Origin of the sequence: Streptomyces sp. BBFR2, assembly GCF_044497305.1 — a bacterium.
Classification (GTDB): domain Bacteria; phylum Actinomycetota; class Actinomycetes; order Streptomycetales; family Streptomycetaceae; genus Streptomyces.
Map to the genome: position 1 here is coordinate 2,563,232 of NZ_CP172415.1, position 14,855 is coordinate 2,578,086.

The following is a 14,855-nucleotide window of genomic DNA, read 5'->3' on the forward strand; positions in this document are numbered from 1 at the left end:
AGGCGAATCGACCAGTGTGCCGGACGTCACGCTTCCTTGCAGGTGGGGAAAGCGCCAAAATTGCGGGTCGGTGCACTGTGGGCTTCATATATCGGCGACCATCGTGTCCGGGCCGCCGGACCGGCGGACCCCGCCGTGAACGCGCCGGGGCCGTACGTCCCGTGGACCGCACAGCGCACCACCCCTGCCGCGCCCGAGGGCCGTCCACCCCGGGCGGGTACCGCGTCACCATGCCCTCGCGAGGCATCAGGTGACCGGCGCGGACCGCGAGCTGCCGGGCGCAGCCGTGGAGCCGTTCCGGCACCGCACACCGAGCCGATCGCACGGCAACCGGTCTCCGACCGTGGGCCGTCCGCACCTTGAGGAGTCGCCAGATGTCCGCATTCGTACCCGGACTTGAGGGTGTCGTCGCGTTCGAGACGGAGATCGCCGAACCGGACAAGGAGGGCGGTGCGCTGCGCTACCGCGGGGTCGATATCGAGGACCTCGTGGGCAGTGTGTCGTTCGGGAAGGTCTGGGGGCTGCTGGTGGACGGGGCGTTCGATCCCGGGCTGCCGCCGGCCGAGCCGTTCCCGATTCCGGTGCACTCCGGGGACATCCGCGTCGATGTGCAGTCGGCGCTGGCGATGCTGGCGCCGGTGTGGGGGCTCAAGCCGCTGCTGGACATCGACGAGCGGACAGCACGGGACGATCTGGCGCGCGCCGCGGTGATGGCGCTGTCGTACGTGGCGCAGTCGGCGCGCGGTCAGGGGCTGCCGATGGTGCCGCAGCGGGAGATCGACAAGGCGGAGACCGTCGTGGAGCGGTTCATGCGGCGCTGGCGCGGGGAGCCGGACCCCAAGCACGTCGCGGCGGTCGACGCGTACTGGACGTCGGCGGCGGAGCACGGCATGAACGCGTCGACGTTCACCGCCCGGGTCATCGCGTCGACCGGCGCGGATGTGGCGGCGGCGCTGTCCGGTGCGGTCGGCGCGATGTCGGGGCCGCTGCACGGCGGGGCGCCGTCGCGGGTGCTCGGCATGATCGAGGAGATCGAGCGGACCGGTGACGCGGCGGCGTACGTGCGCAAGACCCTCGACAAGGGTGAGCGGCTGATGGGCTTCGGGCACCGCGTCTACCGCGCCGAGGACCCGCGGGCGCGGGTGCTGCGGCGGACCGCGAAGGAGCTGGGCGCGCCCCGTTTCGAGGTGGCCGAGGCGCTGGAGAAGGCGGCGCTGGAGGAGTTGCACAACCGGCGTCCGGACCGGGTGCTGGCGACGAACGTGGAGTTCTGGGCGGCGATCACGCTGGACTTCGCGGAGGTCCCGGCGCACATGTTCACCTCGATGTTCACCTGTGCCCGGACCGCCGGGTGGAGCGCGCACATCCTGGAGCAGAAGCGCACCGGGCGGCTGGTGCGGCCGTCGGCGCGGTACGTGGGCCCGGCGTCGCGGAGCCCGCGGGAGATCTCCGGGTTCGACGCGGCGGCGCACTGAGGGGTGGCCCTCACGGGGCCTGCGGGTGAGCCCCGCAGGGGCCGGTCCGCGTCTCGTGAAGGGTGAGCCCCCCGGCCCCGTAAGGGCGAGCCTGGAGCCGCCTTCCGTACGGGCGCCCCGGGCCGTGCGGCAGGCCGCGCGCCGGTGGGAATTCCGGTGGCGGCCTGCCGGTGTGCGGTGGTGCGGGTCACCGGGGCGCGAGCACGCCCCGCCCCCGCCCCGTCCGGCTCAGCTCAGGGCCTCGTCGATCAGGGTGGCCCACTGGTCGACGACGCGGGCGCGGCGGGGGGTGTCGTCGCTGAGGAGGGTGGCCAGGCCCAGGCCGCGGGCCATGTCGAGGAGGCCCTGGACGGTCTCGCGGACGCCGGGGACGGATTCGTCGGCGCCGAGCAGGTCGACGGCGGTGCGGTGGGACTCCCGGCCGACCCGGGCCTCCAACTCCGTCACCCGGTCCCGTAGTTGGTCCTCGTAGGGGGCGGCGACCCAGAGGTGGAGGGCGGCGCGGAAGAGGGGGCCGGTGTAGAGGTCGACGACGGCGGCGACGACGGCGCGACGGTCGGCGGGGGCGCCGGTGCCGGGCGGGAAGAGGGCGCGCAGCGCCTGGGAGCGTTCCTCGGCGACGTGCTCGACGGCGGCGGTGAAGAGGTCCTCGCGGGTGGGGAAGTGGTGCTGGGCGGCGCCGCGGGAGACTCCGGCGCGTTCGGCGACGACGGCGACGGTGGAGCCCGCCCAGCCGTGTTCGGCGAGGCAGGCCACCGCCGCCTCCAGCAGACCGCGGCGGGTGGCCCGGCTGCGGTCCTGCTGGGGCACCTTGGCGGTGCGGGCGGTGTTCACCGTGCCCATCGCGGGGCCCTTCGCTCCAGGAAGGCGGTCATGCCCTCGCGTGCCTCGGCGGAGGCGAAGAGCCGCGCGGACTCGGCGGCGAGCCGCTCGGTGTCGCGGTCGAAGGTCCGCAGCACCTCGGCGGTGACCAGCGCTTTCGAGGCGGCGAGGCCCTGCGGGGAGCCCTTGCGGAGCCCGTCGAGCACGGGGGCGAGGGCGGCGTCGACGTCGTCGGCGGCGAGGGTGACCAGGCCGATGCGGGCGGCTTCGGCGGCGTCGAACCGTTCGCCGGTGAGGTAGTAGCGGCCGGCGGCGCGCGCGTCGAGGCGGGGCAGCAGCGGCATCGAGATGACGGCCGGGGCGAGTCCGAGGCGCGCTTCGGTGAAGGCGAAGGTGGCGCCGGGCCCGGCCACCGCTATGTCGCAGGCGCCGAGCAGCCCGGTGCCCCCGGCGCGGACGTGCCCGGTGACGCGGGCGACGACCGGCTTGGGCAGCTCGACGACCGCGCGCAGCAGCCGGGTCAGGCCCAGCGGCGCGTCGGCCGGGGCGCCGCCGGTCGCCTCGGTGAGGTCGGCCCCGGCGCAGAAGGCGGTGCCGGTGTGGGTGAGGACGACGGCGCGGACGGCGTCGTCGGCGGCGGCCGCGGCGAGGGCGGCGTGCAGCTCGCCGACGAGGCGGGCGGAGAGCGCGTTGCGGTTGTGCGGGGAGTCCAGGGTGAGAGTGGTGACGCCCTGGTCATGGGCGGTGCGGACGAGCGGGGCGGGGTCGGCGGCGGGCGCGGGACCGGACGTGGCGGCGGATGCGGCGGCGGGCGCGGAGCCGGGCGTCGCGCCGGATCGGGCGTCCGGTGCCGCACCGGATCCGGCAGCCGGCGTGGGGCCCGGGTCGCCCGGGGGCGTGGCGCCCGGCGTGGTGTCGGTTGTCATCGGGCCGTGGAGCTCCTTTCCCTGGCGCGGAGTTCGCGTCGCAGGATCTTGCCGGTCACCGCGCGCGGCACCGAGTCGGTGAACTCCACGCGGCGCACCCGCTTGTACGGGGCGACTCGTCCGGCAACGTACGTGAGAACGTCGTCGGCGACGAGGGCGGCCCCCGGGCGGGGGACGACGTACGCCTTGGGGATCTCGTTGCCGTCGTCGTCGGGGACGCCGATGACCGCGGCGTCGGCGATGTCGTCGTGGGCGAGCAGCAGCGCCTCCAGGTCGGCGGGAGCGACCTGGTAGCCCTTGTACTTGATCAGTTCCTTGACGCGGTCGACGACGTAGAGCCAGCCGTCGGCGTCGGTGCGGCCGATGTCGCCGGTGTGCAGCCAGCCGTCGGCGTCGATGAGGGCGTCGGTGGCCTCGGGGCGGCCGAGGTAGCCCTTCATCACCTGCGGGCCGCGCAGCACGATCTCGCCGTCCTCACCGGGCGGCAGGTCCTCGCCGGTGGTGAGCGAGACCAGCCGCATCTCGGTGCCGGGCAGCAGCCGGCCGACGGTGCCGGGCGGGGCCTCGGCGCCGGGCGGTACGAGGTGGCTGGCGGGCGAGAGTTCGGTCATGCCGTACGCCTGGAGGACGGCCTTGAGGCCCAGGCGGTGGGCGCAGGCGTCGGCGAGCGCGGCGTCCAGCGGCGCCGCGGCACAGACCAGGTACTTCAGCGAGGTGAGGTCGTACGCGTCGACCAGGGGGTGTTTGGCGAGGGCGAGGACCATCGGGGGCGCGGCGTAGACGGCGGTGATGCGGTACCGCTGGATCGCGCCGAGGAACTGCTCCAGATCGAAGCGGGACAGCACGACGACGGTGGAGCCGGCCCGCAGCGGGGCGTTCATCAGGGCGGTGAGGCCGTACATGTGGAAGAACGGCAGCACGGCGAGGACGCGGTCGTCGGGTCCGCCGCTGAGGAACGCGTCGAGCTGGGCGAGGTTGGTGGCGACGGAGCGGTGGGTGAGCATCACGCCCTTGGGGGTGCCGGTGGTGCCGGAGGAGTACGGCAGGACGGCGAGATCGGTGGCGGGGTCGAGGGCGACGTCCGGTTCGGGGGCGGCGGATCCGGCGAGGTCGAGGACCGAGCGGTGGCCGTCGGCGCGGTCGCAGACCAGGATCTCGGTGACGCCTCCGGCGCGGCGGGCGGCGTCCCGCGCGGCGTCGAGGAGGGCGGCGACGGTGACGATGCGGCGGGCCCCGGAGTCGGCGAGCTGGGTGGCGAACTCCTCGGCGGTGGCGAGCGGGTGGACGGTGGTGACGGCCGCGCCGCAGCGCCAGGCGGCGTAGCAGACGACGGGGAAGAGGACGCTGTTCGGGCTGTGCAGGGCGAGGACGTCGCCCTTGGCCAGGCCGGTTCCGGCGAGTCCGGCGGCGAGGCGGCGGGTGAGGTGGTCGAGGCGGGCGTAGCCGAGGGTCGTGCCGTCGGTGGCGTCGATCAGGGCGGGGTGGTCGCCGCGTTCGGCGGCGCCGGCCAGGACGTAGGAGTGGACCGGCTCGGTGACGGGGGCGATCGGCGGGTGGTCGCTGCGAAGGATGCGGGAGGTCATGCGGGGTTCCTTCCGTGGCGGGAGCGCGGCGCGGGCGCGGGGGTGCGCCGCGCCGCGCTCGGTGGGTGGTGGTGCCCTCCCCCGGTGCCGCCGTGGGTGCGCCCGCCGCGTACGGCCGGTGCGTACGGCCGGTGCGCGGCGCCCCGGTGCCTGCCGCCGCCTTCCCGCCGTCCGTCCGGAGGGCGGGCCCCGCGGTGTCCGGTGCGTGCCGGGCGCGGGCGGGGCGGGCGGCGGTGGCCGGCGCCTCAGTAGGACTTCGGCAGGCCCAGCGTCTGGTGGGAGACGTAGTTGAGGATCATCTCCCGGCTGACGGGGGCGATCCGTGCGACGCGGGCGGCGGTGATGAGGGAGGCGAGGCCGTATTCGTGGGTGAGTCCGTTGCCGCCGAGGGTGTGCACGGCCTGGTCGACGGCGCGGACGGCGGCCTCCCCGGCAGCGTACTTGGCCATGTTGGCGGCCTCGCCGGCGCCGATGTCGTCCCCGGCGTCGTAGAGGTGGGCGGCCTTCTGCGTCATCAGCCGGGCGCACTCCAGGTCGATGTGGGCCTGGGCGAGGGGATGCGCGATGGCCTGGTGGGCGCCGATGGGGTCCTTCCAGACCTGCCGGGTGCGGGCGTAGTCGACGGCGCGTTCCAGGGCGTAGCGGCCCATGCCGAGGGCGAACGCGGCGGTCATGATGCGTTCGGGGTTGAGCCCGGCGAAGAGTTGGAGGAGTCCGGCGTCCTCGTCGCCGACGAGGGCGTCGGCGGGCAGCCGGACATCGTCGAGGACCAGCTCGAACTGCTTCTCGGGGGCGGCGAGTTCCATCGGTATGGGGCTGCGGCCGAAGCCGGGGGCGTCGCGCGGGACGAGGAAGAGGCAGGGCTTGAGGCGGCCGGTGCGGGCGTCCTCGGTGCGGCCGACGATGAGGGTGGCCTCGGCGATGTCGACACCGGAGACGAAGACCTTGCGGCCGGTGAGCACCCAGTCGGAGCCGTCGCGGCGGGCGGTGGTGGTGATGCGGTGGGAGTTGGACCCGGCGTCCGGTTCGGTGATGCCGAAGGCCATGGTGCGGCTGCCGTCGGCGAGCCCCGGCAGCCACTGCCGCTTCTGCTCCTCGGTGCCGAAGCGGGCGATGACGGTGCCGCAGATGGCCGGGGAGACCACCATCATCAGCAGCGGGCAGCCCGCGGCGCCCAACTCTTCGAGTACGAGGGAGAGTTCGACGATGCCGCCGCCCCCGCCGCCGTACTCCTCGGGAAGGTTGACGCCGAGGTAGCCGAGCCCGGCGGCCTCCGTCCACAGTTCATCGGTGTGGCGGCCCTCGGCGACGACGCGGGTGAAGTACTCCCGGCCGTACCGCTTGCCGAGCGCCGCGACGGCGGCGCGCAGATCACGCTGTTCCTCGGTCTCGATCACGGAGTTGCGCAGGGCGGTGCTCATGGGGGCTCCCTCTGTGCGGTGGGTGAGATGTGAGACGTACGGGAGGGGTGGGTGGGGTGGTGGGTGTACGGGTTCGGGGCGCGGGGCCGGCCCGGGAGCGGCGGGCGCCCCGTCCGTTCGGCCCGCGGGCCGCTCAGCCGCTCACCACCGCCAGCAGCGCGCCCACCTCCACCTGAGTGCCGACGCTCACCGGCAGGCTGGTGAGCGTGCCGGTGGCCGGTGCGGTGACGGTGTGTTCCATCTTCATCGCCTCCAGCCAGAGCAGCGGCGCGCCGGCCTCGACGCGGTCGCCCTCGGCCAGGCCGGGGGCGAGGCGGACGACGGTGCCGGGCATCGGGGCGAGCAGGGAGCCGGGCTCGGCGCGGTCGGCAGGGTCGGGGAAGCGGGGCAGGACGGTGAAGGCGTGGCCGCCGGTGGCGGTGTCGACGTGGACCCGGTCGCCGTAGCGGGCCACCGCGAACTCCCGCCGCAGACCGTCGGCTTCGAGGACGACGGTGTCCGCGGTGTGTGCCAGCAGTTGGACGCCGGGGAAGTCCTCGGCCCGCAGGGCGCCGCCGCGCGTCAGCCGGTAGCGGATCTCGTACGGCTCGCCGCCCGGCTCGGCCGCGTACGTCTTGGTCTGCGGCCGGGAGGGGAGGTTGCGGAAGCCGCCGAAGCGGGAGCGGCCGTGGGCGTCGGCGAGGGCGGCGGCGAGCGCGGCGAGGCGGGCGCGGGCTGCGGACGCCTCGTCGGGGGCGGTGAGTTCGGCGAGGTGGCGGTCGTAGAAGCCGGTGTCGAGACCGTCGGTGGTGGTGAAGGCGGGGTGGCGCAGCGAGCGGACCAGCAGGTCGCGGGTGGTGACCGGGCCGTGGACACGGGCGCGTTCGAGGGCGTGGGCGAGGCGGCGGACGGCCTCGGCGCGGGTCGGGGCCCAGGCGATGACCTTGGCGAGCATCGGGTCGTAGTGGGCGGTGATCACGGTGCCGTCGGTGACGCCGGAGTCGAGGCGGACGGAGCCGGGGACGTCGAGGCGGTGCAGCGGGCCGGTGCCGGGGCGCCAGCCGGCCGCCGGGTCCTCGGCGTACAGGCGGGCCTCGACGGCGTGGCCGCGGGGCAGCGGCGGCGCGGCGTCCAGCGGTCTTCCCTCGGCGATGGAGAGTTGGAGGGCGACGAGGTCGAGGCCGTAGATCTCCTCGGTGACGGGGTGTTCGACCTGGAGGCGGGTGTTCATCTCCAGGAAGTGGGCGCGGCCGTCGGCGGAGACGAGGAATTCGACGGTGCCGGCGCCGCGGTAGCCGATGGCGCGGGCGGCGCGGGCGGCGGCCTCGTGCAGCGTGGTGCGCAGCGCGTCGGACAGGCCGGGTGCGGGCGCTTCCTCGATGACCTTCTGGTGGCGGCGCTGGAGGGAGCAGTCACGGGTACCGAGCGTCCAGACGCCGCCGTGCGCGTCGGCGAGGAGCTGCACCTCGACGTGGCGGCCGCCGGTGACGTACGGCTCGGTGAAGACCTCGCCGTCCCCGAAAGCGGCGGCGGCCTCGGCCCGCGCCGCCGCCAACTCTCCTGCCAGCGCGGAAAGTTCACGGACGATCCGCATCCCGCGCCCACCGCCGCCGGACGCCGCCTTGACCAGCAGCGGAAGGTCCGCCTCGGTGGCGGTGGCCGGGTCGACGGGGGCGAGCAGCGGGACGCCGGCCGCCGCCATCAGCTCCTTGGCGCGGGTCTTGGACGCCATCGCCTCGATCGCCTCGGGCGGCGGCCCGATCCAGGTCAGCCCGGCATCGGTGACGGCGGCGGCGAACGCGGCGTTCTCGGAGAGGAAGCCGTAGCCGGGGTGGACGGCGTCGGCGCCCGCGTCGAGAGCGGCCTTCACCAGCAGATCGGCGCGGAGGTAGGTGTCGGCGGGCGCGTCGCCCGGCAGCCGGACGGCGGTGTCGGCCTCGCGGACGTGCGGGGCACCGGCGTCCGCGTCGGAGTGCACGGCGACGGTGGCGAGGCCCAGCTCCCGGCAGGTCCGGAAGACCCGGCGGGCGATCTCCCCGCGGTTGGCGACAAGAACACTCGAAAGAGTGAGGGGTGTCGGGGGTGTGGTGGTCCGATCGGTCATGGGTCGCCTCACATCCGGAAGACGCCGAAGCCGCCGCGCGCGCCCTCGACGGGCGCGGTGTGCACGGCGGACAGGCACAGGCCGAGAACGGTGCGGGTGTCGCGCGGATCGATGACGCCGTCGTCGTAGAGCCGCCCGGAGAGGAAGAGCGGCAGCGACTCCGCCTCGATCTGCTGCTCGACCATGGCGCGCAGCCCGGCGTCCGCCTCGTCGTCGTAGGGCTGCCCCTTCGCGGCGGCGGAGGCGCGGGCGACGATCGACAGGACCCCGGCGAGTTGCTGCGGGCCCATGACGGCGGATTTGGCGGTGGGCCAACTGAAGAGGAAGCGCGGGTCGTAGGCACGGCCGCACATGCCGTAGTGACCGGCGCCGTAGGAGGCGCCCATCAGGACGGAGAGGTGCGGGACCTTCGAGTTGGAGACCGCGTTGATCATCATCGCGCCGTGTTTGATGATGCCGCCCTGCTCGTACTCCTTGCCGACCATGTAGCCGGTGGTGTTGTGGAGGAAGAGCAGCGGGATGTCGCGCTGGTTGGCGAGCTGGATGAACTGCGCCGCCTTCTGGGACTCCTCGCTGAAGAGCACACCGCGGGCGTTGGCGAGGATGCCGACGCCATATCCGTGCAGCGTGGCCCAGCCGCAGGTCAGGCTGGTGCCGTAGAGCGGTTTGAAGGCGTCGAAGTCGGAGCCGTCGACGATCCGGGCGATGACCTCGCCGGGGTCGAAGGGCGCCTTGAGGTCGCCGGGGACGATGCCGAGCAGCTCCTCCGCGTCGTACTTCGGCGGCGGCGCGGGCGCCGGATCGGGGTGTGCCTTGCGCCAGTTGAGGCGGGCGACGACGCGGCGGGCCTGGCGCAGCGCGTCCGGTTCGTCGAGCGCGAGGTGGTCGGCGAGTCCGGAGGTGCGGGCGTGCATCTCGGCGCCGCCCAGCGATTCGTCGTCGCTCTCCTCACCGGTGGCCATCTTGACCAGCGGCGGCCCGCCGAGGAAGACCTTGGCCCGCTCCTTGACCATGATCACGTGGTCGGACATGCCGGGGACGTACGCACCGCCGGCGGTGGAGTTGCCGAAGACCACGGCGACGGTCGGGATACCGGCGGCGGAGAGCCGGGTGAGGTCCTTGAAGAGCGCCCCGCCCGGGATGAAGATCTCCTTCTGGCTGGGCAGATCGGCGCCGCCGGACTCGACGAGGGAGATCACCGGCAGCCGGTTGGCGTACGCGATCTCGTTGGCCCGCAGCGCCTTCTTCAGCGTCCAGGGGTTGGAGGCGCCGCCGCGGACCGTCGGGTCGTTGGCGGTGATCAGGCACTCCACGCCCTCGACCACGCCGATGCCGGTGACCAGCGCGGCGCCGACGGCATAGTCGCTGCCCCAGGCGGCGAGCGGGGAGAGTTCCAGGAACGGCGTGTCCGGATCGAGCAGCAGCTCGATGCGTTCGCGGGCGGGCAGCTTGCCGCGCTCGCGGTGGCGGGTGAGGTACTTCTCGCCGCCGCCCGCGAGCGCCTGCCCGTGAGCCTCCTCGATCTCGGCGAGCTTCGCCAGCATCTCCGTACGCCGCCGCGCGTACGCGTCGTCCGCGGGGTCGAGCGCGGTGGGCAGGACGGTCACAGCAGTGCCTCCGGTATCTCCAGGTGGCGAGAGCGCAGCCACTCCCCCACCGCCTTGGCCTGCGGGTCGAAGCGCGCCTGTGCGGCGACGCCCTCCCCCAGCAGCCCCCGGACCACGAAATTCAGCGACCGCAGACCGGGCAGCAGATGCCGGTCAATGGTCAACTCCCCGGTTTCCGGGAGCAGTTCACGGAAGGTGTCGACGGTCAGTGTGTGGGCGAGCCAGCGCCACGCCGCCTCGGAGCGGGCCCATACGCCGACGTTGGCGGAGCCGCCCTTGTCGCCGCTGCGGGCGCCGCAGACCGCGCCGAGCGGGGCGCGGCGGACCGGCAGCCCGGCGGCCAACGGCTCCGGCAGCTCCGGGTCGGGCAGCCGGGTCAGCTCCCGGGTGGCGGCGGGCGGCGCCAGTACGCGGCGGGTCCCGTCGGGCAGTACCGCCGTGTGCGTCACCTCCGTACGCGCCACCGCCGCCGCCTCGAAGACGCCGTACGGGGTGCCCTTGCCGGGCGGCGCGGTGACGTGGAAGCCGGGGTAGCTGCCCAGCGCCAGTTCGACGGCGGCGCCGCTGACGGCCCGGCCGACGGCCGTCTCGTCGCGGTCGCGGACGACGAGCCGCAGCAGCGCGCTCGCCTCCTCCTGGACCGCCGCGTCGGGGTGATCGGTGCGCGCCAGCGTCCACCGCACCTCGGCGGGGCGCGCCTCCGCCGCGTCGAGCGCCGCCGCCATCTGGCTCTTGACCAGCGCCGCCTTCTCCTCGATGGCCAGCCCGGTCAGCACGAACGTGACCTCGTTGCGCCAGCCGCCGAGCCGGGTCAGCCCCGCCTTCAGCGCGGGCGGCGGCGCCTCGCCCCGCACCCCGTCGATCCGCACCCGGTCGGGCCCGTCCGCTCGCAGCCGTACGGTGTCGAGCCGGGCGGTGACGTCGGGTCCGGCGTAGCGGGCGCCGTCGGTCTCGTAGAGGAGTTGGGCGGTGACGGTGCCGGGGGTGACGGCGCCGCCGGTGCCGGGGTGTTTGGTGATGACGGCGGTGCCGTCGGCGGCGATCTCGGCGAGCGGGAAGCCGGGGCGGCGTACGTCGTGTTCGGCGAAGAAGCTGTAGTTGCCGCCGGTGGCCTGGGTGCCGCACTCCAGGACGTGTCCGGCGACGACCGCTCCGGCGAGCGCGTCGAGGTCGTCCGGGCCCCAGCCGAAGTGGGCCGCCGCGGCGCCGCTGACCAGCGCGGCATCGGTGACCCGGCCGGTGACCACCACATCGGCGCCGGCCCGCAGACACTCCGCGATGCCGTCGCCGCCGAGGTAGGCGTTGGCGGTGAGGACGCCCTCGCCCCACCGGGCGCGGTCCCCGGTGGCGAGCAGATCGTCCCCCTCGACGTGGGCGACCCGTACGGGCACACCGACCTTGTCCGCCAACTCCCGTACGGCGTCGGCGAGTCCGGCCGGGTTGAGGCCGCCGGCGTTGGTGACGAGCTTGACGCCGCGCTCGGCGGCGAGGCCGAGGCCGTCCTCCAGTTGCCGCAGGAAGGTCTTGGCGTAGCCGCGCCCGGGGTCCTTGAGGCGGTCGCGGCCGAGGATCAGCATGGTCAGTTCGGCGAGGTAGTCGCCGGTCAGGACGGAGAGCGGGCCGCCGGTGAGCATCTCGCGCAGAGCGTCGAAGCGGTCGCCGTAGAAGCCGGAGGCGTTGCCGACGCGCAGGACGTCCGCGCTCACCGGGGCGCGCTCCGGCCCGCGGAGGACGGTGCCCGGCCCGGTCCGGGCGGGCCCGCGAACGCCTGGGCGAGGGAGAGCCAGCGGTCGGCGTCGGCGCCCTCGGCACGCAGGGTCGGCAGGTCGTCGCGGTGCGCCCGCTGCGTCACCAGCAGGCAGAACTCCAGCGCGTCGCCGGTGACCCGCTGCCGGGCGTCCGGCGGCCCGTACGTCCACGTCGTACCGCCCGGCGCCCGCAGCTCGACGTGGAACTCCTCGTCGGGCGGCGGGAGTTGGCGTGCGGCGTAGGAGAAGTTCCGGGCCCGGACGCCGATCCGGGCGACGTGGCGGAGCCGGGCGGTGGGTGTCCGCGCGTCGCCGAGCGCGTCGGCGACGTCCTGGCCGTGCGCCCAGGTCTCCATCAGCCGCCCGGTGGCCATCGACGCGACGCTCATCGGCGGCCCGAACCACGCCAGTTTCGTGCCGTCCGGCACCGCCCGCAGCGCCGTCAGCAGCGCCTCGCGCCCGGCCCGCCACCCGGCGAGCAGCGCGGCGGGCTCCTGCCGCGCGCCCTCCTCGGCGCCCTCGTCGACGAAGGTGTCCGGCGCGGCGAGGGCATGCTCGACGGCGCGCGCGAAGGCGTCCGGGTCGGTCGCGGAGGCGAGCGCCTGCCGGTCGGTCCAGGCGAGGTGGGCGATCTGGTGGGCGATGCTCCACCCGGCGGCGGGCGTCGGATCCGCCCACCGCGCGGCGGGCAGCGCGGCCACCCGCGCGTCCAGCTCCTCGCTCTCGTCCCTGAGATCCGCCAGTACGGCGCCGGGATCGGCCACGCGACACTCCCTCCCCGGCCCGCCGCGAGCGGACCCGGATCAGTTCCCTGACTGTTCGGTGTGCACCTTGCTGACGTGCTGACGTGCTGCGCGTACGCGCCCGGGAAGGCCGCTCGGTCGCGGCGCCTTCACCCGTGGCGCGGTCCGAGCGTGGCAGCCCCCGGAGAAACAATCAAGCACGCCTGCATGGTTTTTGGCCGGACGGGCGGGGCGCCCCGGAGCGCGGACGGCGCCCGGCCCGTGGACGCGCGAGGGCGCCCCGCGCCGGGCCCGAAAACGCCGACGGGGCGCGGGCCCTTCGGCCCGCGCCCCGCGCGTCGTACGGAAACCGCCAGGTCAGCCGTGCCCGCTCCCCGCGCTCCGTACGGCGCCGACACTCGCGATGACGACCAGGCCGATGGCGACGATCTCCGCCCAGCCCAGCGCCTGATGGAGGACGAGGAACCCGGCGGTCGCCGCCGCGGCCGGCTCCAGACTCATCATCACGGCGAAGCCGGAGGCCGGAAGCTTGCGCAGGGCGAGGAGTTCGAGGGTGTAGGGCAGCACCGACGACATCAGGGCGACGGCGGCGCCCAGCCCGAGGGTGACCGGGTCGAGCAGCGCCCGCCCGGCGGACGCGATACCCAGCGGCAGACTGAGCAGCGCCGCGACGGTCATCGCCAGCGCCAGCCCGTCGGCCTGCGGGAAACGCTGCCCGGCCCGCGCCGACAGCAGGATGTACGCGGCCCACAGCCCGCCCGCCGCCAGCGCGAAGACCGCGCCGGTGAGGTTCAGCCCGTCGAAGCCCTCGCGGCCCAGCAGCACCACACCGCCGAGGGCCAGCGCCGCCCACACCAGGCTCAGCACCCGCCGGGAGGTCGCCACCGACAGGATCAGCGGGCCCAGGAACTCCAGGGTGACCGCGGCGCCCAGCGGAATACGGTCGATCGCCTGGTAGAAGAGCGAGTTCATCCCGGCCAGCGCGATACCGAAGCCGACGACGGTGGCCCAGTCGCCGCGTCCGTGGCCGCGCAGCTTCGGGCGGCAGGCGATCAGCAGCACCAGCGACGCCACGACCAGCCGCAGCGTGACGACGCCCAGCGCCCCGGCGCGCGGGAAGAGCAGCACCGCCACCGACGAGCCGAACTGCAGCGAGACGATCCCGCCGATCACCAGCGCCACCGACACCAGCCGGCCGCGCCCACCGCCCGCGCCACCGCCCGCCGCCTCGGCCGCGGCGACCTCCGGGGACGGCGGGACGGGATGCGGGGCGCCCGTCGCGTCCGGGGCCGCCGGATCGGGGCGGGCGGCGGACGAGGCGGAGGCGGACGCGGCGCCGTCGGGGCCGGGGGACGAGGTGTTCACGCCACCACGCTAAGGCCCGCCGATCCGGTCCGTGAAATGCCGTTTTTCCTGTTGTTATGCTCCGCGCGTATGAGCATCGAGCTGCGTCACTTCCGCTGCTTCCTCGCCATCGCCGACACCCTCAGCGTCACCCGCGCCGCCGAACGGCTGCATCTGACACAGCCCGCCGTCTCCCGCACCCTGCGCCAACTCGAACAGGAGCTGGGCGTCCGCCTCGTCGACCGCTCCACCCACCATCTGGCGCTCACCCCCGAGGGGCTGCGCTTCCGCGATCAGGCCGCCCTCGCGACCGCCGCCTTCGACCGCGCGCTCGGCGCCGCCCGGAGCGCCGCCCGGCCGCTGCGGGTGGGCCACGCCTGGTCGGCGGCGGGCCCGTACACCCCGCGGCTGCTGCGCCGCTGGCACCGGGAGCATCCGGACACCCCGCTGGAGCTGCTGCGGATCGACGACCGTACGGCGGGGCTGGCGCGCGGCGACGTGGACGCGGCGCTGCTGCGCGGCGAGGTCCGCACCCCCGGGCTCGTCACCGAACTGCTGCTCACCGAGGAACGGGTCGCGGGCCTCGCCGCCGACGACCCGCTCGCCGCCCGCCCGCACCTCGCCCTGGCCGACCTCGCCGGCCGCACCCTCGCCCTGAACACCGTCTCCGGCACCACCACCCTCGACCTGTGGCCCCCGGACGCCCGCCCCGCGTCCACCGTGACCATCGGCAACACCGACGACTGGCTGGCCGCCATCACCGGCGGCCGGGCGGTGGGCGTCACCACCACCGCCACCGCCCGGATGCACCCGCTGCCCACCATGGCGTACGTCCCGCTGGCCGACGCCCCACCGGTCCCGGTCGTCCTCGCCTGGCGCGATGAGCCGGAGCACCCGGCACTGGCGGACCTGCGGCGGCTGGCGCGGGAGGTGTTGCGGGAGGGGTGAGCCGGGGGCGGGACCGCTGGGCCGGGGCGAAGCGGTACGGCCGCCCCGGGGAGCACGGGCCGGGGCCCCGGTGGCCGGGGTCCCGAGCGGGCGGGGGCGCGGGTGCCCCGGGCGGCGCGGGTGCCCCGGGCGGAGCGGGCGCGGGTGCCCCGGGC

Annotated in this window: 11 protein-coding genes; 2 read left to right on the plus strand and 9 right to left on the minus strand. The window is 75.1% G+C overall.

Annotated elements, in window-relative coordinates; translation table 11 throughout:
- Positions 1 to 374 precede the first annotated feature (374 nt).
- Positions 375 to 1,475, plus strand: a complete 1,101-nt coding sequence (locus ACGH2B_RS09670; protein WP_399087040.1) for a citrate synthase 2 — start codon at positions 375 to 377, stop codon at positions 1,473 to 1,475.
- A gap of 228 nt (positions 1,476 to 1,703) precedes the next feature.
- Here ACGH2B_RS09670 and ACGH2B_RS09675 read toward each other — a convergent pair whose 3' ends face one another.
- The 9 genes from ACGH2B_RS09675 to ACGH2B_RS09715 form a co-directional block, all read right to left on the minus strand.
- Positions 1,704 to 2,318: a TetR/AcrR family transcriptional regulator gene (locus ACGH2B_RS09675; RefSeq protein WP_399087042.1), complete on the minus strand. Its 615-nt coding sequence runs from the start codon at positions 2,316 to 2,318 to the stop codon at positions 1,704 to 1,706.
- Positions 2,306 to 3,223 (minus strand): enoyl-CoA hydratase family protein, encoded by a 918-nt coding sequence (locus ACGH2B_RS09680; RefSeq protein ID WP_399087043.1) that lies wholly within the window; start codon positions 3,221 to 3,223, stop codon positions 2,306 to 2,308. The genes ACGH2B_RS09675 and ACGH2B_RS09680 overlap by 13 nt, the downstream gene beginning before the upstream one ends.
- On the minus strand, positions 3,220 to 4,806 hold the full coding sequence (locus tag ACGH2B_RS09685; protein WP_399087045.1) for an AMP-binding protein: 1,587 nt from the start codon (positions 4,804 to 4,806) through the stop codon (positions 3,220 to 3,222). The genes ACGH2B_RS09680 and ACGH2B_RS09685 overlap by 4 nt, the downstream gene beginning before the upstream one ends.
- A gap of 245 nt (positions 4,807 to 5,051) precedes the next feature.
- A complete protein-coding gene (locus ACGH2B_RS09690) occupies positions 5,052 to 6,227 on the minus strand; it encodes an acyl-CoA dehydrogenase family protein (RefSeq protein ID WP_399087047.1) in 1,176 nt (391 codons plus the stop codon).
- 133 nt (positions 6,228 to 6,360) lie between these two features.
- Entirely contained in the window at positions 6,361 to 8,310 is a 1,950-nt protein-coding gene (locus ACGH2B_RS09695) for an acetyl/propionyl/methylcrotonyl-CoA carboxylase subunit alpha (RefSeq protein WP_399087049.1), read from the minus strand.
- An 8-nt stretch (positions 8,311 to 8,318) separates the two neighbouring features.
- Positions 8,319 to 9,917 (minus strand): acyl-CoA carboxylase subunit beta, encoded by a 1,599-nt coding sequence (locus ACGH2B_RS09700; protein ID WP_399087051.1) that lies wholly within the window; start codon positions 9,915 to 9,917, stop codon positions 8,319 to 8,321.
- Positions 9,914 to 11,623 (minus strand): acyclic terpene utilization AtuA family protein, encoded by a 1,710-nt coding sequence (locus ACGH2B_RS09705; protein ID WP_399087053.1) that lies wholly within the window; start codon positions 11,621 to 11,623, stop codon positions 9,914 to 9,916. Before ACGH2B_RS09705 ends, ACGH2B_RS09700 begins: the two co-directional genes overlap by 4 nt.
- Positions 11,620 to 12,429, minus strand: coding sequence for a TIGR03084 family metal-binding protein (locus ACGH2B_RS09710; RefSeq protein ID WP_399087055.1), 810 nt, complete (start codon positions 12,427 to 12,429; stop codon positions 11,620 to 11,622). The genes ACGH2B_RS09705 and ACGH2B_RS09710 overlap by 4 nt, the downstream gene beginning before the upstream one ends.
- A gap of 336 nt (positions 12,430 to 12,765) precedes the next feature.
- Positions 12,766 to 13,773 carry an EamA family transporter gene (locus ACGH2B_RS09715; protein WP_399087057.1) on the minus strand — a complete coding sequence of 336 codons (1,008 nt, stop codon included), beginning with the start codon at positions 13,771 to 13,773 and terminating at the stop codon, positions 12,766 to 12,768.
- A gap of 69 nt (positions 13,774 to 13,842) precedes the next feature.
- On the opposite strand from ACGH2B_RS09715, the gene ACGH2B_RS09720 reads away from it, so the two are divergent.
- Positions 13,843 to 14,700 carry a LysR family transcriptional regulator gene (locus tag ACGH2B_RS09720; RefSeq protein WP_399087059.1) on the plus strand — a complete coding sequence of 286 codons (858 nt, stop codon included), beginning with the start codon at positions 13,843 to 13,845 and terminating at the stop codon, positions 14,698 to 14,700.
- Positions 14,701 to 14,855 lie beyond the last annotated feature (155 nt).